The sequence below is a fragment of the Proteus mirabilis HI4320 genome (genome assembly GCF_000069965.1).
GTDB classification, from domain to species: Bacteria; Pseudomonadota; Gammaproteobacteria; order Enterobacterales; family Enterobacteriaceae; genus Proteus; species Proteus mirabilis.
Genome location: NC_010554.1, coordinates 2,852,141 through 2,876,421 on the forward strand (window position 1 = coordinate 2,852,141; position 24,281 = coordinate 2,876,421).

Sequence of the window (24,281 nt, forward strand, 5' to 3'; positions counted from 1 at the left end):
ATTGATTAGGTAATATATATGAATAAAACAATAGATACTTTGCCACTTAACTTTCGTATTTTAATAAAATTAGCCCCACTCCCTCTGATTAGTGGCATTATTATGGCAATAATCTCAACAATGCTAAGTTTAGCACCATTATGGATCATCTATAAAATCAGCCAGATTTGTTTTTCAACATCACCTAATATTCAACAAATAAATAATCTAGTTTATATCACTGTGATTATTTTAATTTTACGTTGGGGATTAATGGCAATAAGTCATATTGCCGCACATCGGGGTGCTTTTTATATTCAGCATCAATTACAACTCGCAATAGCTAAAAAAATCAGTAAAGTACCATTATCATTTTTTGCTCAATATGGCAGTGGAAATCTGCGACGTATTATCAATGATGATATAAAAAGCTTAGAAGGTTTTTTCGCACATATGCTACCTGATCTCGTCTCAGCCATAGTGACTCCCTTTATCGCTATTATATTACTTTTTTATGTAAATTGGCCTCTTGCCTTATTATCTCTAACCCCATTACCCATTGCTTTTATGGCTCAACTTCTCATGTTGCGTCGAGCCAATAAACAAACCAATGAGTGGATGAATATTCAGAAAAAAATTGCTAATGAAATAGGAGAATATATTAAAGGAATACGAGAAATAAAAGCGTTTAACTTAACCTCCCATACTTTTGGTAAATTATCTCAATCTATCAATTCCTCTGTTAAATGGATAAAAAATAATGTCAAAGCTAGTACAGGCTCTTGGATGGTATTTAGTGGGATATTAACAGCGAATCTCGTTATTATAGCACCAGTAGGTGGGTGGATGTATTTAAATCAAAATATTGATTTATCTACTTATATTTTATTTTTAATGACATCCCCCCTCGTACTTGCGCCGTTATTACGACTAACATTTGTGCTAGGAGAACAAGCTCAACGAAAACAAACCTTAAAACATATCAGTATGATCCTTGAACTTTCAGAGCATAAACAACATGATAAACATTTTACTCTCCCTAAAAATAGCGATATTACTTTTAAAGATGTCTGTTTGGATCATGGTGATAAACCGATATTAGAGAAAATTAGTTTTAATGCCCAAGCGGGTACAACAACTGCAATTGTAGGCCACAGTGGTGCAGGAAAATCCTCATTATTAAAACTAATTCCCCGTTTTTATGATTGTACTTCTGGCCAAATAAAAATAGGTCAATATGATATCAACTACTGGCCAGAAATTGATTTACTTTCTCAAATAAGTGTTGTTTTTCAAGATGTATATCTATTTCATGGAACTATTTTAGAAAATTTACTCATAGCAAATCCTAATGCCTTATTTGAGGATATTATCAAAGCAACTAAAGCAGCCAATATTCATCATGTTATTGAAAAACTCCCAGCAGGATATAATACATTAATTGGTGAACAAGGAAATAAACTTTCAGGTGGAGAGAAACAGCGATTATCAATTGCAAGAGCACTATTAAAAAACTCTCCAATCCTACTTCTCGATGAAATTACTGCCAATGTTGATGCTGAAAATGAAATTTTGATCTATCGCGCATTAAAGAGTCTATGCCAGAATCGGACTGTTATTATGATCACTCATAACCTACATACTATTATTAACGCAGATAAAATTATTGTGCTTGATAATGGAAAGATTATTGATACAGGTACACACACCCATTTATTAAACCAATGCCCAACCTATCAAAAATTATGGAATGATTATAGTCACACTATTCATTGGCAATTAATCCAGGAGAATAATAATGATTAAAGAATTAATTAAATCAGGTTATTTGCTTTCTAATAAAAAAGATAAAGATTTAATGGTGGGTCTATGCCTTGCCGTAGTTGAAGGTCTTTTTGCTACTATTCCGTATATTCTACTCTATTTTTTATTAATTGATCTTTTTGCCAATAAAATCACACTAGCTCAGTTATTTTATTACTTTTTATCAATACTCTTATCTATTGTTCTGCGTATTGTCATTGGTACTTATAGTATGCCAATGATTTTTATTGGTGCTTATAAAATGATGGGACAAGCCCGTCTAAGAATAGCCGATCATTTACGAAAAATCCCGATTGGCTGGTTTTCTTCTCAACGCAGTGGTGATCTTGCATCACGGCTTACTGCTGATTTAGAGATCATTGAAAATATCTGGTCACATTTCTTAGGAATGTTTATCAGTACTTTAGCGATGCCTGTTTTTCTCTCACTATTCTTAGTATGGGTAGATTGGCAACTCACTTTAATTATATTATTTTCTATTCCAATCGCTCTGTTCGCATTATCCATAAGCCATAAAATAATGTTAAAAGCTGCACAACAGGCAGCTGATGCTAATGCCAATGTACAATCCGAATTACTCGATTATATCCAAGGAATTATGGTTATTCGTAGTTTTGGGCGACTTGGTCCTGCATGGAAAAAACTAAAAGCAGCCTTAGAAACACAAAATAAAACCCAAATAGTTCTAGATTCCAAGCCTGCCCCTTGGATTGCACTTTATGGTTTTATTCTTGAATCAGGTTTTATTTTATTAATGATAATAGGAACAAGCCGTTTAATTAGTGGCTCACTTTCTCCTTCTCAATTCGTTTTTTTCCTTGTATTAGCACTCCCCATTTATCGACAATTCTTTGATTTAGGATTATCCAGTATGTTGTTAAATTATGCACAAAAATCATTACAACGCATAGAAGAAGTAATGAAAGTGGTTCCACTTTCTGAGCCTAAATATACTCAATTACCAATAAGAACAGATATCTATTTTAACAATGTAAGCTTTATTTATCCTTATAATAGTCAATTAACATTAGATAATATATCTTGCTGTTTTCCTGAAAAAAGCTTTACTGCTATTGTTGGCCCTAGTGGCTCAGGGAAAAGCACTTTACTACAGCTTATTTCTCGTCTATGGGATGTTAACCAAGGTGAAATATTGCTAGATGATATTAATATTAACCAAATAAATTCCGATAAACTCTGTTCATATGTATCTTCTGTTTATCAAGATGTCGTTTTATTTTCAGGAACAATTAAAGATAATATTTTAATGGGAAAAACAGATGCTCACGATGATGAAATAATAACTGCAGCTAAATTAGCTAATGCACATGAGTTTATTATACAAAAACCACAAAATTATGATACTCCTATTGGTTACGGTGGTATGTTACTCTCAGGTGGAGAACGTCAACGTCTTTCTCTTGCTAGAACTTTATTAAAAAATGCACCAATTTTACTGATCGACGAAGCAACATCGAGTATCGATTGTTCATCAGAAGTATTAATTCAACAAGCTTTATCATTGTTATCAAAAGATAAGACAATCATTATGATTGCCCATCGATTAAATAGCATTAAAAATGCCGATAACATTATCGTAATGGAAAATGGAAAAATAGCAGAACAAGGAAAACATGCTGAGTTACTTGCAAAAAATGGCTTATATGCACATTTATGGTTACAACAGAAAGCGTTATGCTAATAGCCAAATGCAATGAGTAATAGCAACTTGTTTATAGATAATGAGGTGCATATCTGGATTGGTAATCTACAAACGATACCATGTTTAAGTAAAGCTAAATCCAGAATGCACATCTTAAATAACGATGAAATTTCATCGTTATTCGACTACCCTTTTATAAAACAACGAAATATTTTTTTGCTATCAAGAGTCATGTTACGCGATATTTTATCATTTTATTTAAAAATTTCACCAGAAGATGTAAGATTTTCAAAAAATGAGTACGGGAAACCATTTATTTTAAACGAATCAAAGGAAAGCATTTACTTCAATTTATCACATTCAAATAATTGTGTTGCTCTCGCTATTTCAAATACATCATCCGTTGGTATTGATATTGAATATTTCAACCGTGATATAGAAATAAATAGCATTATAGATTATTATTTCTCAAAAAAAGAAAAAAAATACCTATCTTATTTTGACGAGACTCAAAAAAAACATAATTTCTATAAGATGTGGACATTAAAAGAAGCCTATATTAAATCAAGAGGCATTGGATTATCAGAAGAAATCATTAAGAATTTAGATTTTTATATAAAGAGAGATCAATTTGATAAATTATATTTTATAGAACAGCATTACTCTGCTCATCTTTCATATATTACCAAATCAATATTAGATAGCTATAAAATATCCATAATCACATATCACCATCCATTTAACTATAAATTCTTAACATGGGGTGATATAAAAAGCAACCTGCCACATCATTTATTATAGTTATACGACCACAATGAAATTATATATTAACAGTTAGTTTTAAGTATTATTTGACTGACTATAGGTCATATAAAAGATATGACAATTCAATTCATATATTCACACCAAAACACGAATAAATTATAAAAAACCATCAATATATTAGCACTCATATAAATAAGGAAAAATTATGTTTAACAATAAAACAAAAAATACTATTATTAAAAATAAATCCGATTGGTTAACCATACCTGAAGCTGTATACCTAGCCAACCAGAAAAAAACAGAGAAACAATTAACCGACAGCGACGTTTATCGCCATGCGCTATCTTGAAACATTTATTTATCTATATACTTTCAATCTACAATTATATTAAGGAAAGTCACAAAAATTAAGAATAAAATTAAATTGAAAAAAATAGGAAACTCTCTCACAGATCGTTTATGCTATCTTGATACACATTGTTTCATTAAACATATAAATTATACCACACTCACTCAAGATAAATATATTCATTCTAAAAAAATGGGTCATTGATACCACTCTGATCGGGTATGAATTCGTAACAATTCAACACTTACTGGCGCACTCAATCAATATATCACCACCAATCACAGGCAATCAATGTATTAATTATGGCATTTCAGTTTTATTATCAAGAACTCTATTTCAAGCGTTTGAGAAAATAACATGAAAAGAACGAATTAGCCAACAACTAATGTAATTACCTGAAGAACTAAAATCTGAGATTTATAACAACATTAATCGAATGAAACTCATAAATCCAGTGACAAAGAATATTTCCCTATTTATAAATTACCACAAGATTCCTGTTTTGTAATTCGCCTGACTGAACTACAAAAGCTGATGAATGCCTATGTAAATATTAAACACACTCCAACATCGACACGCATATCCAGCCCTTTATCTCGTCTTTTCTGGCTTTCATGTAAACATAATGAAGTCATCAGTCCATTACTAGGAAAACCTTACAAGCTTTTATCCATTTTCGAACAATGGGCATCTACCGAAGGTATTACTGACAAATTCAGCGGCGATACACTGAAAACAGCACTTGAACGCGGTTCTCCCACTTCAGTGCCTTATTGATTTAACTCACCATTATACTGAAATACGTATTAAGAACTCAAAAACTCTTAATACGGGCTTACGTGCTTTCTTCTTCACCTTCGCTTATGCTTTTTTATCTTCTCCAACCCCACTCTACACTGGAGAAAATCATGACATCACATCAGTTATTACGCCTGAAACAGGTCGAAGAAAAAACCGGTCTGAAACGCTCGCAAATCTATCTGTATATGAAAGGGGGCTCTTTTCCTCGTTCAATAATAAAGGTTGGCCCTGCCAGCGTAGCCTGGCTCGAATCTGAAATTGATGAATGGATCAACCTCAAATTAGCCAACCGCTGAAGTGTTTAAGGAAGGTCCGAAATCATGATTCCGTCTCTGAATTACGCCGTATTAACAGATGCCCTGCGTGCGCTGAAAGAAGACAATATTCACCATCGTGAATCTCTGGGACTCACCTTCGACGAAATGAATACCCTCAGGACAACACTGGTGCTTTAATGAAAAAACGAAATTTCAGTGCAGAATTCAGACGTGAATCCGCTCAGTTAGTGGTGGATCAACACTATACGGTTGCAGATGCCGCAAATGCCATGGATGTCGGACTTTCCACTATGACCCGGTGGGTAAAGCAGCTACGAGATGAACGTGCCGGCAAAACACCTAAAGCCTCCCCTATCACGCCGGAGCAAATTGAGATACGTGAGCTGAAGAAAAAACTTCAACGTATTGAAATGGAAAATGAAATATTAAAAAAGGCTACTGCGCTCTTGATGTCAGATTCCCTGAACAACTCTCGATAATCGGGAAACTCAGAGCGCATTATCCTGTGGCCACGCTTTGCCACGTGTTTGGGGTTCACCGCAGCAGCTATAAATACCGGAAAAACCGTCCTGACAAGCCGGATAGCAGGCTAGCTGTATTACGCAGTCAGGTTCAGGAACTACACGGCCTCAGTCATGGCTCCGAGGATGCAAGAAGTATCGCCACAATGGCCACACACAGGGGCTTCCGGATGGAACGATGGCTTGCCGGCCATCTTATGAGGAAGCTGGGGCTGGTGAGTTGTCAGCAGCCTGTTCACCGATATAGACGTGGGGGACACGAACATATTGCTATCCCGAATCACCTCGGACGTCAGTTTGCAGTGACAGTGCCTGACCAGGTATGGTGCGGCGATGTGACGTATATCTGGACAGGTAAACGCCGGACTTACCTTGCTGTGGTACTCGATCTATTTGCACGGAAACCCGTGGGGTGGGCAATGTCGTTCTCTCCGGACAGCAGGCTGACCACCAAAGCACTGAAAATGGCATGGGAAAGACGCGGTAAGCCATCCGGGGTTATGTTCCACAGTGATTAGGGTAGTCACTATACAAGCAGGTAGTTCAGGCAGTTACTGTGGCGATACCGGATCAGGCAAAGTATGAGCAGGCGCGGAAACTGCTGGGATACTCATTCTAATATACTTTCAAATACCGGATCGGACTGACCCGTGCTGGGATTGGCTCAAATGCCTTTGTGTTGACCTGTCGTCCGATTCTGGTATTTCCCGGGCATAACCGGGCCCAGAGTTTGTGACCTGATAGGAGCTTTGTGCTGCATCCCGAGTGTCCTGTCCTGCGATGGGGATGATTGTGCTACCAATATCTGGAGGCAAACCATGCAAAACGACCGCCAATCTTCTGAAACCGTGATTCTGGGTGTCGATACCCATCTTGATATTCATGTCGGCGCTGTTATCAGTCAGGCAGGTAAACTGCTTGGAACTCACATTATTCAAACAAATCAAGCGGGCTATCTGGAACTACTTGATTGGGCACGTTCTTTCGGTAGCCTCGAACGAGCAGGCATCGAAGGAACAGGAACATATGGTGCCGCATTAACACGCTATCTCATCAAGAATAGCATTTATGTTGTTGAAGTTAACCGGCCAGATCGCTCAAAACGCCGCCTTGAAGGGAAGTCAGATCCACTAGATGCAGAAAATGCAGCCCGGACAGTGCTTTCAGGGAGCAGCAAGGCCATACCAAAAATGCAGTCAGGTGCATGTGAGGCTCTCCGGATTATTAGTGTTGCCCGACGTAATGCAGTAAAAGCCTGTACGCAGGCGATTAATCAGCTTCGTGCACTGCTGGTTAGTGCCCCGCAAGATGTTCGCGACAAACTCTGGAAATCGAAACCACACGAATGCGTAACCGCCTGCATTAACAGCGAAGTGTCAGAGCACTCACCGTTACGTATAGCCTTGTGCAGTACGCTTCGAAGCCTTGCGAAACGATGGATGGCCCTGACTGAAGAGTTGAATGAACTAGACGAATCACTAGATAAACTGACCCGCAAGTATGCCAGTAACCTTCGTAGCCAGTTTGGCGTTGGGCCACAGACGGCTGCAACACTGCTGGCAGTTGCGGGTGATAACCCCGAACGTTTAAAAAATGAAGCGGCCCTGGCATCGCTCTGTGGCGTAAATCCACTGCCAGCATCATCAGGGAAAACAGTAAGGCACAGATTAAACCGTGGTGGCTCACGTGAAGCAAACAATGCCCTGTGGACAATAGCCCTTGTACGTATGCGTAGCGATCCGCGCACGAGAATCTATGTCGACAGACGAACTGGTGAAGGGCTATCGACTAAAGAGATCCTGAGATGCCTAAAACGCTACATCGTCCGTGAGCTCTATCCATTGATTTTATCGGACCTCGCATATGCCAATCGCCGCTCTTGACATAGGAGCGTCAACAGTCCGATGGAGCGCTTTTTCAGGAGTCTGAAAAATGAGTGGATGCCGGTGACAGGCTACACCAGCTTCAGTGAAGCTGCTCAAGCGATAACGGGTTATATCGTCGGGTATTACAGCGAACTCAGGCCGCACGAATATAACGGTGGATTACCACCAAATGAATCGGAAAACCGATACCGAAAAAACTCTAAAACCGTGGCCAGTTTTAGTTGACCACTACAAAAGCTTATTGATGAACGAACTGATGATGTTTTGTATGGTGAACCATGATACAAAAAATGGACGATGGGCCGAATGATCTCATTTAATACATCTTCGCCTTATACCAACGCGAATGGAAGATTAAAAAAGTGGGCAAAAAATAATAACAATTTAAAGTAAGCATCAGCGTCAAATTAATGGCCGAAAAATCGCTCTATGCCCACATCCTTAATCTGACCACGCCGTGGCAGGTTAAATCCCTTGCTCTCAATAAAAATGCAGATTCTGTAACCGGAACAAAGAATTCTTCAAGGTGGCGATAATATTCCATTATGGAAAGCTAAATATGGCTTTCTGAGCCTTATTACCATGACTAAGGAATACCCTATTATCAACAGTATAAAAATGTAGTTTGCAGGATGAGCGGGCTCTTTACCGTCCGCATTCGCAGGGAAATTGAAATCTATGTCACTCTGCCAGATCCAAAAATAAGGTTAAGGCCGCATTCCTTTGCGGCGTCTTATTCCTCTGTTCAGACCTTATCCATCATATAACGATGCGCTTTCGATGCTGCCTGGCGGCTTTAAAAATATAGCGCTTATCGTTTTTCAGTGCTTTCAGCCAAGAAGCAATATAACTTTCGTGCTGAACCTATCCGACAATCCCCAGATCCGCCATCAGGAACACGCTTCCCAGCTCGGCGATCAACTCTTCAAATGCATAATTTTCACTGCTAAATCTTCCTTTCATTTCGCGGTTCAGGCGACTTTTGCCATCGCTCCAGTGAACAATCTCATGCAGATCCGTGGCATAAAAGCTAGCGGCATCGGAAAAAAACGACGTTCAGGTAACAAAACCTCATCTGTTGATGGCATGAAAAAGGCGTTTTGTCCTTTCTCAATGATGTTAGCACCGCTGTTACAGAACAGATTTTCAGCCTGTGGCAACGCGTCAAACGTCGCTTGTGGGGCAACGGTATCTGCCGTCAGTGAGAGGCCATCAATTTGTTCGACATTAAACACGACAAAGGTTTTCAGCATCGGGATATGGTCAATTTCTCCGGTGTCGTTTTCCTTCTCCAGGATGGTATAAAAAATGGCGGTCATGCCGTGCTAGTCCTTACGAACTTGCGCACCTTCTGCCCTAGCCTGTTTGTATGTCATCCAGCAGGAATCACTGAATCCTCATTCTGATTCACTGCACCCGCTGTAGGCTGTGCCAGTAGCGTAGTTGGAAGGCATGCCGGACATACCCGGTACGCGCTGCCACGGACACACTCAGGGTTTAACGCCTACTTCCAGTGTGGTAATGATGAGGTCGGTAACGATCTGATAAATATCGGTTCTGGTTTTGGAAAATTTCGTTTTTGAGGAGCCTGACGGGTCCAGCGGGGATACGCTGGTCGCCGTTGCGGTGTTAGAGGCACTTGTCTGAGTATGCAAGGAAGTGATCATAGTTTTTTCTCCATCAGTAATGTGATTTTCATCTTCGTATCGCCTGACAGTTCGCTTTCTCGGCATCGTTCTGGCCCACAAGGGTGCAGCATGCGTGCACTTCACCCTTACGGGACCGGTTGTGCCGTGAAATGATTAACCGGAAGCTGATACGGGAACAAAAAGCACACAGGAGGAAAAATCGGTCCCTGCATAGCCGAACTTAGCGCCCTTTACTCCGTATTGGTGAAAAGTAGATTTGTGGTAATGAATTGGGGATTGGTACTGATAGAAACATCTTGTTGGCACCGAGATCTCAAAAAATGTCTAGAATTAAAACAGGTGTGCTTACCTTAATGTGATAGAGCCCTAAAACATGCATCTTCAAGTTAATTGTGCATGATTATAAAAAAAAGAGGCACCCATAGAGTACCTCACTTACTTTATATCTTATTAAATCAGAATATATTAAAAATCAATTTTGACATTTATCCCATAATTTCGACCCGGTAATGGGACTAAATATTTCAATTGAGAAGATGCAGGTCTTGCTTCAGTATCGGTGAGATTATTAATAATAAAATCAACCGAAACATCTACCTTATCAAGGTGGTATTTTTTGCCAATCCCCGCATCAACTAACGTATAGGAAGGAAAGGCCATATCTCCACCATACATTAACCCACCGCTTTCTTTTTGTTTTTTATAGTAAGTTGCACTACTAAATGCAGTTAATTCATCATGTTGGTAATAAATACTGATACCATGCTTTTCATTAGGTAAATTTGGCAAATAGTGACCTGCAATAAACAGTTTTCTTTTGCTTTTATTTTCGACAAAATCACCAAATAGTGTAAATGTTAGATTGTGATCATGAGGCATTTCATATAAATATTTAAATTCATATTCTAATCCTTTTGTTTCAAGATCGGTGTCATCCCATTCCATAACAGGACCAGCACCACGACTGATACCCGTTAATCGTCTAAATTTAAAACCACTGTAGTCTGTTTTATACAAATTAAGTTTATTAGAGAAATTGCCAATCTCAATAACAGATGATAATTCAATACTTTTGCTTTTTTCGGTATTAAATTCACTGTTTCCTTGTTCTTCAATTAAATAAGCATAATGAGGGCCATGTGTATAAAGTTCATTAATTTCTGGTGCTCGATAAGAAATATTTTGTTGTAGTTTTAATGTCCATTCATCAATTGGTGTAAAAGATAGAGCGAGTGTATTTGCACTTGTATCAAAATGACGGTTTTGTAAATTAGAACCTTGCCCTCTACCACGATTATAATTCGCTGGAATATTGAGATTATGTTGAGTGTAACCTTTACGATATCCAGCAGTGAGCTCAAAAGGAGATAAATTTAGCGATTCAACCCAATATATTCCGTACTCTTTGGTTAATACACTGGGTAAATAAGCATCATAACCAGACGTTTTCAGATCACGATAATTACCGTTGATCCCAAACGCACCATTAAGTCGATTAAATAGCGGAGTATGTGCAGTTTCTAAAGCTAACTGATGGCTTTTTGTATTAAATACCGATGAAGCAATTTGGCCGACTAACTCTTCATCTTTAGATTCAGAATAAGAATAATAAAAAGCACTGTCTCTTAAAAATGGTGCTAAATGATCATGTTTTCCTTGTATATCTATTCTTCGATTACTATTTGAAACCGAAACAGGTTTATACCTTTCTCGAGTTGTTTTAGTTGTGAGATAAGCATAGCCTGGCACTCCATACGATGTTTGAAAATCAGTGACAGAAAAACCTAAGTAACCGTCATCTCCGATATAAGAGAGTGATGCGTTACCACTTTGGCTTTTTAAAAAGCTATTGGGAATTTCGTTATTATTATTTTCAACATAATGCTTTGGAGGTGTGACATGTTCAATAGATGTGGGGCTACCAGGTTTATATCGTAAGTTAGGTTCATTATCTACATAACCAATACCTGAAAAATAGTCCTTATCTTTAAAGGTATATTTATCATCCTCGCTTAACTCATATTCAACCTGATATTTTTTCCAAAACTCACTAATGTAAGGATACGCTTCAGGGTTACGGCTAGTAAACACTTTCATATCCACTTGGCATTGATCACGTAATGCAGAGTGGTCTTTTAGCTGTTGATAGCTATAGCAAGCACCAACTTTAGAGCGTGTTGGAATTTTATATTTTGAGACTCGTTTAGTAGCACCGGAAAGATTAAAAATCCAGTTTTCTTTATTACTGAATTTAATATTTACTGATCCACCGTTACCATTATTAGTGCTACCATTAAATGTCACGGCACCTGAAATTGCTTTTTCAGGAAACTGTGTCATTATTCGATCATCCCACAAATGAATTGCACCACCACTGCTGCTACCACCATAAAGTAGTGCTTCGGAGCTTTTACTAATTGATATTTCGTTAATTCTATTCATATCAACAGGAATAGGCATATTCCCACTAATAAATGAAACATCATTAATCGGAAGATTATTAACTAAAATCCCGACTCTATTGCCAGAGAGACTTCGAATAACAGGCCTTGCCGCATTTGGGCCAAAACCTTCCGCTTGTACACCAGCAACTTTTGAAACGGTATTACCAATCGTATTTGTTTTTATTTGTTCAAGTTGTTTTCCTTTTATCTCTTCTCGATTATTGAGTAATAAAGAGGAGAATGTCTCTTTGTTTTTTATTGATGTTGCTTTAACAGTAATAACATCGTTTGATGTTTCTTTTTCTTGGCTTTTATCTTGATTATTCTCTTTTCCATATAAAGGAGACGACAAAAGTATAAGTAAAATAATAGAGAGTTTACTTTTTTTCATGATATTCATATTAGAATGTAAGAGTAGCGCCTAAGATAATATTACGACCAGGTAAATACATTTCATCTTTAATATAAGAGGTGCTGTCTTTCCCTTTTACATCAAAGATATTATTAATCTTGGCGTATAAGGTATAATCTGTGTTATCTAAATAACCAATATATTCACTACCTAAACTAACTGTGTTATAAGCCTCTGTGGATGTTTCATAGTCTGCTGTTTTATTCTGTTTTCCAAAATGATCAATGCGAATTTGTCCAATTACGTTTTCTGTAAAACTATGTTTAATATAAGTACTTAAACGATAAGCCGGTATTCTTGGTATATTTCCCTTATTGTGTAGTAAATTTGCTCTAACATAATCACCAGAAATACCAATTAAGCTATCTTGGTTATAGTAATAATCAATATTTCCTTCTATACCTTTAAACTGTGCATCATTTTGAACATATTGTAATGAACGATAGCCATTATTTAATTCAGTCCCCGTAAATTGACCGTAAATATAATTATTAATACGGTTATAATAGGCACTCATATTGAATTGAATATCACCTGTTACTTTAGTTATTCCAATATCAATATTATTTGCAGCCTCTGCGGTTAAATTAGGATCGCCTTTTTCAATAGTTCGACTTGCAGCATGAACACCATTCGCGTAAAGCTCTTCTGCAACAGGTAATCTTTTCGTGTGTGAAAGTGATAAATTTAAAAAATAGTCTTGTGTAAAATTCCATGCTAATCCAGCAGAAATAGAAGATGCACTCTGCTTATTATTTTTTTGAGTTTCTCTATTTAACAGTGATTGCCACTCTTGGCGAAATCCTAATTCATAGCGAAAATCACCTAATTGGTATTCTTCTAATAAAAAGAGTGAGTGATTTTTTGTTTTTGTTGACGGTACATAAGCTTCTTCTCCTTGAGCACTAAAATCACGCTGGTTAAATTGCCCGCCAATAACACCATGCCAACCCCAAATAGGTTGATGTGTAAATGTCAGTCTTAATTCATCGCCTTTGTTTTTAAATGAGGTACTGACTTCATTTCCTTCTTTTTCATCATGATGATAATCGGTTCTGACCGCACTGAAACGTATTGATTCAATACCAGTAAATGGATTGTTTTTTTCACCACGAAGATCCCATCGTTTGCTATCCATAACAATATAAGGAATACCATGTTGATGTTGTTCATCAGGGTATTCATGATTGTGATTATGATGATGATGGCCGATTAAAGGAGGGCGAATTGGGGCGTGATGATGGTGATCATCTTCATGATCATGAAAATGCGTATGACCAGGCAGCCCATATCGACGATGTTGTTCACCATAACCAATCCCTATATAACCGTCATCAAAAAGCCAGGATACACCAATATTTGCCGATTGGTTATCTTGATAAGATCCTGCTAAACGGCTAGTTTCTCCTTGATGTAAAGGTTCTGGTTGTTTGTAATCACTTTGATAACGTTTAGTACCCTCAAGGCGAAGCGCCAAATTATTTTCTCCTAACGTTAATCCTACTGATCCTGTATTTCCTTTAGAAACAGAATCGTATTGATAATGCAATTCACCCTCATAGCCTTTTTCAGGCACTGACATAGGAATCTTGCTATCAATAACATTAATTGCACCGCCTATTGTGCCTCCTCCATAAAGTAATGTTGAAGGGCCTTTTAATACTTCAATGCGTTGACTTAAAAAGGGTTCACTGGTGATTGTATGATCTGCACCAATAGAGGATACGTCCATAAGATCACTACCACTGTGTAATACCTTGACTCGATTGCCTGACATTCCTCGAATAACTGGATGAACTGAGCCTCCACCAAAAAAGCTGGCATGAAAACCTGGTAAGGATGTTAAGGTTTCAGCAATCGAGGCACTACGATTAGCGCGTAGATCTTCTTGTGTCAGAACAGAAACGGGGATCGCCATTTTCTCTTGCGGAGTATGCAAAGGTGTTGAATAGACCTCTAATACCTCATTGTTCCGATTTTCAGTTGATTTTATTGCAGGGCTTGCATTTGCAAATAAGGAATAACTCATTGAAATAAAAAATGTTGTATAATTAAAAATAGATTTTTTCATACTATCCGCCATTTTTTGTTATGTTATAACATATCACATTGTATGTATATATAATTATCATTAGCAAGTGATTATTTAAAAAATAATAAAAATTTGGGCTGTCCTAGATAAGGTTTAAGTTTTAACTATCTGTTTTAGAATACTTAATTGCTTCTTTGCAGCTTGGCGTATTAAACGGGTTATTGTTAAATCTGGTGTATGGCACCATCAGACAATGCTCCGATCTGATGCTTCATCCTCTGCATACTGGGGTTGACGGTGTAAGTATCCCGCATAATTAATTTGCCAACGAAGGAGATCGCTATGCGTAAAGCCTGTTTTACTGAGCATCAGATCATCGCCGTAATTAAGTCGGTTGAAACCGGGCGGACTGTTAAAGTTGATGACTTTAACCGTGAGACATTGTCGATTAAAATCATTCTGAATCTGCCAGATCTGCGAATGATCCGTGTACTCGACAGGATCGCGGCAAACTGCGGCTACCCGATCATGCTGCACATGAATAATGGTCCAGAATTTATCTCACTGATACTGGCTGAATGGGCAGAAAAACATGCAGTAAAACGGGATCTTATCCAGCCAGGTAAGCCGACGCAGGACACTTTCATTGAATACTTTAACCGGACATACCGTACATACGCGATTTTTATATATTCATGATCAGACGTGAGATAAATAACGAATTGGAGTGGGTTTAAACAGGTTATAACGAATAGGTTACTGTAATTAATTTTCAGTATATGTAAGAGAATTTCGAGTCCGTTTACCATGCTGTGTAAACGCCTTTTTCAAAAGTGACCATCCTGGCGGTCGCGGTCACCGAACTCGACAATAAAGCGACTCTATTACTATACGCCAGTTCCTCAGCGGCATTGTCCATTTTTGCGAGGCAATCCGTCAGACAGTGCGGGGTTAGGATTGAAGCCACAGAGCACCGTTATCACTGGATACAATGGTACGTTGGCTCAATCTCAGGCTACGTGGGTATTGTACTATGGACGCTTTTGTCAATCAGTAATGGATTATATAGCCAGACATATCGATCTGTACCTTGCTAAATGGGTTACCCGTAAATACAAGAGGGGACACGGTAGTCTGGTTCAAGCGTATGAATGATTAGACAGGATCCGGAATGTTAAACTCAGTTTGTTTGCACACTGGACTATTTGTACGCGATGTTACCAGTCAACTACAAGAGCCAGATGACGGGATACTGCCACGTCCGGCTCCGTGGGAGTGGAGGGGGAAAGTTCCCCTCCACGACGCGATAACCTCATATAATACTAGAAAATAAAAATCAGATAAATGATAGTGTTCACTACTTTTTAGTGATACACCTTGCAGAATGTACCATTGCAACAAATCCTGCTGCTATCATCATAGTATCTTTCAGAACTAACCTTCCCGCACCGGAAAGATAAGGAAACTCAGTATGAGCATCTGCTCCATGTACCCAGGTTTCAGGTGTAAACACCAAAAATGTTAATGTGACAAATGGCGTAAGAAACACTAAGGCAGAGCCCTTTCCATTTATTATTAAGATAAACATCAGCATAGTACTTTCCTGCTGGAGTTGGATTTCCTTGATTGAAACGATGAATATCTAACGTCGTCTTCCCTTGAGTATGCTGTAAAAAACTGGGATCAAATTCAGCATATTCCATAGCCACTGTGTCCATGGAAAAAACTCCCAGTGAAATAAATATGGCAGGCAGGAATGAATGATGTTCAGTTTAAGTGCAATATTTCATAAATATTATCCTTATTTCAGAGCTGACTCACTTAATTCATGCCCACCATAATCGTTAACAACTGTCCACTTCACTTTTCCATATCCCGACATATTTCCATGTATAGGAAGGCGTATTGAAGAATAAGGAGCAACCATATCTACTGGATTAATTGATTGTGAGTAGTTGCTCTGAATCAAAGTAATATGATTATAAGTAATAAAATAAGGACTTTGATTATCTGCACAAAGAAAGGCCTTTGCTCCTTGTTTTTCAATATGCCATATAACAGAATTATAGGCCTCACTGAGAGAACGTGTGAGTTTTTCTGGACGATAGAATAGCTTTATGCGACTATGGATCGGGAGTTGAAGATAATTTGAGTTTACATTTAAATTATTTTTATTTTCAAATTTAGGTTTAGCTGAAATATCCAGTATATTTAGCCAAAAAATTGATTCACGATCATTAGGCAGTGCTTCACCCGTATACATAATTCGTAATGTTTGCCCTGTGTGAGGTTCTATACGAAATATAAGCGGAGTAATAATAAAGGGAACATTGACTGAGTCTGGAGCAACACTGGCATCACCAGTATCAATCCAGGACTGAATTAAAGATGGAGTAGATTCATCATTATTAATTTTAATATTAATACCTTCCTAGTTTTCAGGATAAATAACTCAGGTACCCAACATTAGCATAACTTGACACAGAAAATAAGCCGGCCATCATGAAAAAGAAAAGTTTTTTCATGGAAACTCCGAACAAAGCAGTGCAGATGAGCTGCCTTGTAAATAATGATAATAAAAACGCACGATTATTATTTATTACTCATAGGCAATAGTGTAATTAACACTAGAAATGACATCCCCTACAATTGCTTTTCCTGTAGCATAATATTGGGCCATATAGCGTAGTGTCGCTTCATCGTCACTATTAATAGCTTCTGAATGGACATCCTGTCCGACAAAGTCTTTCCCTAATTGAATAGCAGTAGTACCATCGTTATTTAATAACTGAATTTGAACATTTTGTGCTCCGTCAGAGCTTGCATTTTTTAGTTTGTTCGTATTAAAGTCAGTATTAGCTCCGGGTTCAAAAAAAGCTTTCACATTACTAGATCCATTTTGTCCAGTAGTGCATCCAGTAAGACTAATTGTACCGTCATATGCCATTGCTGAGTTAAAAATAGCAACAGACAGTACCGTACTTAAAGCAATATTATTTTTAAATTTCATTATTTGGTTACTAACATAAAAATCAATCTATAAACTTCATTGAGGGTATTTATATCCTTAATTTATATATTAAAACTATAAAAAACAGGTGCTACTCTATTAAAATTATTAAATATAAACGCCATTATTTAATAAAAAATTAATAACATTCACCAACATGAAAAATACGGAAGCTTTATTTGAAATTACAAACTTATTATTTATTAAAATGTAACCTCATGTAATTAAAATATAATTAATGGATATAATTTTCTTTCTAAAAATAAATTATGTTAATATGTTATTATTGATCGATAATGTATTTTTTTGATAGATTAAAACCATCAATATAAACATAACAATCGTTTTTAACGATCATTTTTAACAATTTATACTGATTGTAAAACTCATTTATATTGATATAGAAGGGAATAGGTAATACAGAATATATTTCAAAGTATATTTTATTAATCTTAATGACTATATAAGCAAATTTAAAAAACTTTAAAATAATTATTTAGAAAATAAATATATATTAATGCAACCATTAATGATAATAATTTATAATCTTTAATTATAGGAAAGGCACCATAAATACATTGTATTAATATTTATAACATAGACTTGGCGACTATATTAATCACCTATTCTTTTGTTAAAAAGAAAACAACAAATAACAAAAAATAAATATATGAATTAAAGAAAAATCATTCTTTAAATGATATACCTTGATCTGCATCACAGTATAATTCGGATATTTAATTACATATAACTTATAGTTGTTATATATACCTTAACAATTAATGAATGCAAAAATAGAAAATAATAACCGATTTTGACCACATATAAAACTTATTACACATATAATGATGCTTTCACATTTCTCATGTTTTAGTTTTAATCTTTTCAGCGCTCAAAGATAATCTCTCTATTGGCTTCTATCACGTGGTTTGCATATTTTCATCAAATGGATAGTCAATCTCTTTATCATTATATATCACATTTAATGTGGTTATAACGAGCTCTTATTGAACATTCATATCCTTGGTTTTTATGCACAGTAATGTGCAGCTAAACAGCTTTTATTCCTAGTCATTTTGCTAAAAAAAGATTACTAAAATTATAAAAGCCACCAACCTATAACATTATTTTATATCCGTGATGACATAAATATAAATAAATGAAATATTTTCACTTAATATTTCAGCAAGATTTTTTACCAAAAAGGAATTAAAAATGAAAAATTATAAAGTCGCAGTCAGCTATGATATGTCTGACTCTATTTCAACTCATCGTAAATATGTTAATATTCTACATACTGACTTCTCTTATATTGCCGCAATTATTATTTCACTTGATAATATTCAAGATGGAAGGCTCGATTTTATTGAACAAAATAGCTTTGGACAGCCTGTATTCGCTATTATTAATAAAGATAAAGTTATTCCGACTAATATTATTAATCGATTAACAGGTGTAATTGATTTAAATAAAAAGAATACAGACCGGATTCAGCCGGCTGTTCCCAGACTGACCGATAATATCTGACCATAAAGCCGTTTCTAGGCTGCATCCACTTCCCGCTGAAACGCCAGCTCTTTTTCTGCCCAGGCAAATTCCTGCTGTACCCACTTTTCAGCCAGCCGACAGCGCTCCTCATCTGACCGGGCCTCAATGCCCAGTGTCGTCAGAGGATCCAGGCCGAGAGACTGAATACCGCGCCACCCTTTCATCAGCGCTTCAAAACGGGCATACTCCTCCGCACTCAGTCCCCATTCCTGCGCCTCATACTGCAATGACTGAGTCTGACTCTTAGCCGATTTCCCCGCCTCAATCTGCCAATCTGCCCCCCGGAAACAGACTGTGTGGCTGTCAGCGGCGCTGTCATCAGACACCCGCTCAGTAAAACCACAAATCTTATGTTTTTCATCACGGCATCTCTTTTATGGTAGGCGCAACGTCACCGTACGCCCCTGATAACGTCCGCCCACCGGCAGTAACTGTACCAGCCCCAGCTGATGGATAAAGGTCCGGAAGTACCGGCTGGGCATGACCGGTGTTGACCAGAATCGCGGTATCTATCAGCCACCGGTTCAGCAGGCCGGGAGGGTTTATCTGCACAGCCCCCCAACAGCAGTGAGGTCAGGGCAAGACATATCGGGAGAATTTTCATACGCATTTTCTGTCCTGTGTTAATAAAATAAAGTCACAGGCACACTGTGCGCAGAAAAGCAAGTGCTCTCAATGAGAAATTAGTTTTCCGAAAAAAAAAAGAAAACGGCGGGCATAAAAAATGCCGGCAGTCATGCCGGCATTTGAGAGTAAAAACAGAAAAGATTAATGTTTTAATGACTCAATCTTTTCCCGGGTCAGTCCGGTACATTGCATAATAATGTTCAGATCAACCCCCTGTTGTAATAATGAGCGGGCGACTTTTTCAACACCCAGGCCAATACCTTTTTCGATACCTTTTTCGATACCTTTTTCGATACCTTTTTGCTCAAGTTGTTCTGCAATCGTTGTCAGCATCGTTTTATACTCCGGTGACAGTGCAATGAATTGGCTGAAAAAGCGGGATTCATCCAGAATATACCCCTGATAGGCAATATATTCTATCACACTCCTCACCTGGTCAACCGTATTGTGTTGCGAGTTAATTATCTGCGCGATTATCGGCAATACCGCCATTAAACCGTCGCGGGTCCGAATATGTTTCTGAACCAGCTCCAGCAGGGCAATACCCTTGTGTGTCAGGATTTCCTCATCACTGAGCACACTCAAATCCACTAACGGAAACGACCGGGTATACAGCTGCTGAGCCAGCGCCGGATCGGCGAACCCGTCCAGCCAGTTCATGCTGTACGGATAAGGACAAACACTGCCCTGATAAAACAGAAACGGCACCACCAACGGCAGGGTCTTATCCGCCGGCGATTTTTTCAGATGATGCGCTATCGCTGACATCGCATAATGCATCAGACGAAAACCCATTAACCGATCCGGTTTTGACTGGTGCTCGATCAGGCAGTAGATATACCCTTCCCCTTCCGTCATCTGCACGGAATACAGCACATCCGAATGCAGCTGACGTAAACGGCGCTCCACAAAACTGGCCGGCTCCAGGCGCAGTGTACTTAAATCGCACAAAGGCAGGATGTTGGCCGGCAAATGCACCGAGAAAAAATCCCGGGCATTCTCAGGATGCGTTAAAAACTGCTTGAATAACGCATCATGTACCGGTTGTTGTGTATTTTTAGTCACAGCAAACTCCTTATTAATGACTAAAAAGAATCAGCCACATACTCTCTGGATACCGGCTGTTCAGTCTCTGGTGGTGTTGACTGGTGTTTCTCGGCTTTATATACCACTTCTTTACCGATTTTAATCCAGTCAATATTCAGCAGCCTGGCTTTCAGGCTGACCCGCTGTTCTCCGGCATGCTCACCTTTTGTCAGGGTGAAAATATCGGAAGCCAGGTTACTTAATGTAAACCCGGTTAGGACTTTTTTGTCCTCATCCACCGCTTTGATACACCGTCTGACCAGTGAGACCGTATTCTCCCCGACAACGGTCGTATCAAAACGAACATACACAGGGTTATCAGCCGGTCCACTGAGTGCATTAATCACTGCGGTTAAAAACTGCCCTTTAGGGCCGTTAACCTGACGGATATTCGATAAATACCCAATCCCGTTCACATGCAGATTAAAGTATTTATTTTCAGATGTTGTATTATTTTTGCTGGTCATGATGTTTCTCCATCGGATAAAAAAGGTAAAAAAATGAGAAACATCGTCTCGGCAGGAACGTGTTTCCCACCGGGGTCAGTAACAGGAACGCTCCCGAACTGACGACTTGCGTTGTATAAGATGATCCTGATGATAACGCTATTCTGTTATCACCCTCCGTCAATTTCAAGGACGAACGGAGTTCTGTCATCGCCCGTAGGCTCCCGTCTCAGATGACCCGAGGATTGGCAGTGGCAATCACCCGTAGGCGTTCCTCTCAGATTGCCGGAACATTGGCATCGTTGTCACCCGTAGGCGCTTCTCTCAGACAACTGAAGCATTGGCAATGTTGCATTAAGCAACGGTATAAGCAGAATAAGGATTAATCTGCTTTTTTTATTTGTCAAGTAAAAAAGCAGTTCAGAGAGAAAAGGATAAACACAGAAGAATAAAATGGATAACAGAAACAAACTGAAAGTCTGGTTACAGCAACATCATCTGACACAAAAAGACCTGGCTCAACTCATTCAGCAGACAACAGGCAGGCCCTGTTCTGTCAGGGCGGTAAAATCCTGGTTATGCCCACCGGAAAAAAACAGCGCCCGGCCCTGCCCGGACTGGGTGATTCAGGTACTCAGTCACATGGATGAATAACTTTTTTGTCAAATAAAAAAGGCGTTACGGTTAATAACGCCTGACAGTGCCGCCCACTCTGTGATGTTAAAAAGAACCTCAGGAGTTCAACCAGCTCCGGCGCGGTTTTCATGAGGTTGATGCGCCTTAAAGTCTGTCCTGCTGACAGACAGACTTTCTCATTGTCGCCACCGCAGTTGTTCCGCTACGGCTTTGCCGCAATGACGGGGGGCTTTTCCCTAGCGTCAGCTATGCTAACGGTAATTATCACTCAGGTAAAGAGTCCTGTTATGCTCTTCTTCACGGCCTTCTTTCTTTTATTCATCCCCCGGGTAACCCCCTGCATTTTTTCCGGTAATGGTACACTCCCTTTACAATCCGGATAACGCTGACAACTCCAGAAACGGCCTTTACTGCTCTCCCGTAAGACCATCTTTCCATGACACGACGGGCAGGATGGCATCGGTGGCAGATCCAGCGCCAGCGGCATTTCCCCGCCTTTTTTAATGAGATGTGCCAACCAGCTGATTTGCTTTTGCATAAACACATCCAGAGACAGATTTCCCTGTGCAACCTGCTCGAGTGATTGTTCCCATAACGCCGTCATTCCCGGATCTGTACAGGCTGCCGGCAGGGCATCAATCAGCTGACAACCGGTGTCTGTCGCCCGGAGTGTTTTTTTCTGCCTGACAATCAATTTCCTGTTTTCCAGTGTGGTGATGATCCCTGCCCGGGTTGCCTCTGTCCCCAGCCCCGCATTCTCTTTCAGGACTTTTTTTAATGTCGGATCGGTAATAAAGGAGGACGCATTCTTCATGGCCGCAATCAATGTACCATCCGTATACGGTTTCGGTGGTGAGGTCGCCAGTTGTACAACCTTTGCCTCCTGTACCACACAGAATTCACCTTCGTGAAGGGACGGCAATGTTTCTGTTCCGGCTTCCAGCCCGGTTTCTGCCTCTTCTTTTACTGGCGGATCGTCTTCATGTTTCACAAATAATACAGACCAGCCCTTCACTCTTTCGACTTTCCCTTTGGCAACAAATTGTTGTCCGCCTATATCTAAAAACACCTCTGTTGCATCCCATTCCTGATCCGGCAAAAACTGCGCCAGATAATGGGCACGGATAAGTTTATAGACATTCAGTTCAGCCTCATTCATGGCGTTCAAATCAGGTGTCTGCCGGGTCGGTATAATCGCATGGTGAGCCGTAATTTTTGCATCATTCCAGACCCGGGAAATTCGCGCCGGCTGCAATTGTGCCAGCACATTCTGTAAGGCCGGATCGCTTTGTGATAATGCATCTAAAACAACCGGTATGTCGGCACGCATGGACACCGGCAGATACCCGCAGTCCGTCCGGGGATACGTGGTGGCCTTATGTTTTTCATACAGACTTTGCGCGATTTCAAGCACTTTATCCGCAGAATACCCCCAACGCCTTGAGGCCGCCTGCTGAAGTGTCCCGAGATCAAACGGCAACGGCGGCAAGGCTTTTCCTTTCGTTTCATTCACTGTACACACCGTCGCTTTCCCTGCCTGCCGGCACAGTTGCTCTACGGCCTGAGCGGCCTGAACGTGAATACAACGATGTTCATCATCACAATACTGCGAGGCAGGTCGCCAGTGAGCCTGAAAAATGATCCCCTGATGCTGCAACGAGGCGGTCACCCGCCAGAAGGGTTTGGAAACAAAGTGCGTAATTTCTCTTTCCCGCCGGACAATCAGGGCCAGTGTCGGCGTCTGGACACGTCCGACCGACAATATCCCACCAAACCCCAGTTCCCGGGCTTTGAGGGTAAACAGACGCGTCATGTTCATACCGATAAGCCAGTCTGCTCTGGCCCGCCCTAATCCCGCTGAATATAAAGAGGCCGTTTTCTCGCCGGGTAACAGGTTATTTAATGCCTGCCTGATACTCGCCTCATCCAGTGCAGACAACCATAAACGTTGTACCTTTTTCCGGTAATGACAGGCCTCCAGTAATTCACGGGCAATCACTTCCCCTTCCCTGTCCGCATCCGTGGCAATCACCACTTCCGTCGCCTGACTGAGCAACTGTTTTATGGTCTGAAACAACGAAACCGCGTCTTTTTTAACCACCATTTTCCACTGTTCAGGAATAACGGGTAAGGCACTCTGCCGCCAGGGGGCCGCAAACTGTGCGCCATAAGCCTCCGGTTCAGCCTGCTCCAGCAGATGACCTCTTGCCCAGGCGACCTGAACGCCATTTCCCTGAAAAAAATTATCCCGCCGCTGATGAGCGCCGATCACCCGGGCAATATCTTTGGCCTGAGACGGCTTTTCGCACAGAAATAATTTCATTA

General features: G+C 39.4%; 17 protein-coding genes and 7 pseudogenes. 13 read left to right on the top strand and 11 right to left on the bottom strand.

Annotated features, from left to right (window positions below; genetic code table 11):
- Nucleotides 1-18 precede the first annotated feature (18 nt).
- From PMI_RS12855 to PMI_RS19300, 10 genes and pseudogenes are all read left to right on the top strand, one after another.
- A complete protein-coding gene (locus tag PMI_RS12855) occupies nucleotides 19-1,785 on the top strand; it encodes an ABC transporter ATP-binding protein (RefSeq protein ID WP_001044024.1) in 1,767 nt (588 codons plus the stop codon).
- The gene (locus tag PMI_RS12860) at nucleotides 1,778-3,505 is read left to right on the top strand and encodes an ABC transporter ATP-binding protein (protein WP_000588838.1); all 1,728 of its coding nucleotides are present in this window, start codon (nucleotides 1,778-1,780) and stop codon (nucleotides 3,503-3,505) included. The genes PMI_RS12855 and PMI_RS12860 overlap by 8 nt, the downstream gene beginning before the upstream one ends.
- A gap of 12 nt (nucleotides 3,506-3,517) precedes the next feature.
- A complete protein-coding gene (locus PMI_RS12865) occupies nucleotides 3,518-4,267 on the top strand; it encodes a 4'-phosphopantetheinyl transferase family protein (RefSeq protein ID WP_000071884.1) in 750 nt (249 codons plus the stop codon).
- A 169-nt stretch (nucleotides 4,268-4,436) separates the two neighbouring features.
- Nucleotides 4,437-4,580, top strand: a complete 144-nt coding sequence (locus tag PMI_RS19800; protein ID WP_000482925.1) for a hypothetical protein — start codon at nucleotides 4,437-4,439, stop codon at nucleotides 4,578-4,580.
- Nucleotides 4,581-5,488: 908 nt separating this feature from the next.
- Nucleotides 5,489-5,677, top strand: a complete 189-nt coding sequence (locus PMI_RS12875) for an AlpA family transcriptional regulator (protein ID WP_000200567.1) — start codon at nucleotides 5,489-5,491, stop codon at nucleotides 5,675-5,677.
- A gap of 24 nt (nucleotides 5,678-5,701) precedes the next feature.
- Nucleotides 5,702-5,815: pseudogene (locus tag PMI_RS19500) on the top strand (DUF2857 domain-containing protein); the annotation flags it as partial.
- A gap of 20 nt (nucleotides 5,816-5,835) precedes the next feature.
- Nucleotides 5,836-6,788, top strand: a pseudogene (locus tag PMI_RS19070) (IS3 family transposase); the annotation flags it as partial.
- A gap of 210 nt (nucleotides 6,789-6,998) precedes the next feature.
- Complete coding sequence (locus PMI_RS12890; protein WP_012368441.1) at nucleotides 6,999-8,063, top strand: IS110 family RNA-guided transposase; 1,065 nt, start codon at nucleotides 6,999-7,001, stop codon at nucleotides 8,061-8,063.
- 12 nt (nucleotides 8,064-8,075) lie between these two features.
- Nucleotides 8,076-8,291: pseudogene (locus tag PMI_RS12895) on the top strand (integrase core domain-containing protein); the annotation flags it as partial.
- A 12-nt stretch (nucleotides 8,292-8,303) separates the two neighbouring features.
- Nucleotides 8,304-8,459 (top strand): annotated as a pseudogene (locus tag PMI_RS19300) (ClbS/DfsB family four-helix bundle protein); the annotation flags it as partial.
- 352 nt (nucleotides 8,460-8,811) lie between these two features.
- Here the strand turns inward: PMI_RS19300 and PMI_RS19305 are convergent.
- From PMI_RS19305 to PMI_RS12910, 3 genes and pseudogenes are all read right to left on the bottom strand, one after another.
- Nucleotides 8,812-9,733, bottom strand: a pseudogene (locus tag PMI_RS19305) (ArdC family protein).
- A 447-nt stretch (nucleotides 9,734-10,180) separates the two neighbouring features.
- Entirely contained in the window at nucleotides 10,181-12,550 is a 2,370-nt protein-coding gene (locus tag PMI_RS12905; RefSeq protein ID WP_004239729.1) for a TonB-dependent receptor plug domain-containing protein, read from the bottom strand.
- Nucleotides 12,551-12,560: 10 nt separating this feature from the next.
- Nucleotides 12,561-14,642, bottom strand: coding sequence for a TonB-dependent receptor (locus tag PMI_RS12910; protein WP_001351060.1), 2,082 nt, complete (start codon nucleotides 14,640-14,642; stop codon nucleotides 12,561-12,563).
- Between the two features lie 378 nt (nucleotides 14,643-15,020).
- Here PMI_RS12910 and PMI_RS12915 point away from each other — a divergent pair.
- Nucleotides 15,021-15,296: pseudogene (locus PMI_RS12915) on the top strand (DDE-type integrase/transposase/recombinase); the annotation flags it as partial.
- Nucleotides 15,297-15,960: 664 nt separating this feature from the next.
- Here PMI_RS12915 and PMI_RS12920 read toward each other — a convergent pair.
- From PMI_RS12920 to PMI_RS12930, 4 genes and pseudogenes are all read right to left on the bottom strand, one after another.
- Nucleotides 15,961-16,164 (bottom strand): annotated as a pseudogene (locus tag PMI_RS12920) (DUF417 family protein); the annotation flags it as partial.
- A complete protein-coding gene (locus tag PMI_RS19090; protein ID WP_071550302.1) occupies nucleotides 16,103-16,321 on the bottom strand; it encodes a FimD/PapC N-terminal domain-containing protein in 219 nt (72 codons plus the stop codon). The gene PMI_RS19090 and the pseudogene PMI_RS12920, both read right to left, overlap by 62 nt.
- Nucleotides 16,322-16,404: 83 nt before the next feature.
- Nucleotides 16,405-17,028: a fimbrial biogenesis chaperone gene (locus PMI_RS12925; RefSeq protein WP_081355108.1), complete on the bottom strand. Its 624-nt coding sequence runs from the start codon at nucleotides 17,026-17,028 to the stop codon at nucleotides 16,405-16,407.
- A gap of 174 nt (nucleotides 17,029-17,202) precedes the next feature.
- The gene (locus PMI_RS12930; RefSeq protein WP_000669584.1) at nucleotides 17,203-17,613 is read right to left on the bottom strand and encodes a fimbrial protein; all 411 of its coding nucleotides are present in this window, start codon (nucleotides 17,611-17,613) and stop codon (nucleotides 17,203-17,205) included.
- An 824-nt stretch (nucleotides 17,614-18,437) separates the two neighbouring features.
- Here PMI_RS12930 and speFL point away from each other — a divergent pair.
- Nucleotides 18,438-18,515 carry a leader peptide SpeFL gene (gene speFL, locus PMI_RS19805; protein WP_223310125.1) on the top strand — a complete coding sequence of 26 codons (78 nt, stop codon included), beginning with the start codon at nucleotides 18,438-18,440 and terminating at the stop codon, nucleotides 18,513-18,515.
- Between the two features lie 313 nt (nucleotides 18,516-18,828).
- Entirely contained in the window at nucleotides 18,829-19,140 is a 312-nt protein-coding gene (locus PMI_RS12935; RefSeq protein WP_004239731.1) for an Orn/Lys/Arg decarboxylase N-terminal domain-containing protein, read from the top strand.
- 14 nt (nucleotides 19,141-19,154) lie between these two features.
- Here PMI_RS12935 and PMI_RS12940 read toward each other — a convergent pair whose 3' ends face one another.
- From PMI_RS12940 to PMI_RS12960, 4 genes are all read right to left on the bottom strand, one after another.
- Nucleotides 19,155-19,487, bottom strand: coding sequence for an exported protein (locus PMI_RS12940; protein ID WP_004239732.1), 333 nt, complete (start codon nucleotides 19,485-19,487; stop codon nucleotides 19,155-19,157).
- Nucleotides 19,488-19,929: 442 nt separating this feature from the next.
- A complete protein-coding gene (locus PMI_RS12950; protein ID WP_012368443.1) occupies nucleotides 19,930-20,853 on the bottom strand; it encodes an Rpn family recombination-promoting nuclease/putative transposase in 924 nt (307 codons plus the stop codon).
- A 20-nt stretch (nucleotides 20,854-20,873) separates the two neighbouring features.
- Nucleotides 20,874-21,341, bottom strand: coding sequence for an STY4534 family ICE replication protein (locus PMI_RS12955; protein ID WP_000202155.1), 468 nt, complete (start codon nucleotides 21,339-21,341; stop codon nucleotides 20,874-20,876).
- 883 nt (nucleotides 21,342-22,224) lie between these two features.
- A complete protein-coding gene (locus PMI_RS12960; protein ID WP_004239734.1) occupies nucleotides 22,225-24,279 on the bottom strand; it encodes a DNA topoisomerase III in 2,055 nt (684 codons plus the stop codon).
- Nucleotides 24,280-24,281 lie beyond the last annotated feature (2 nt).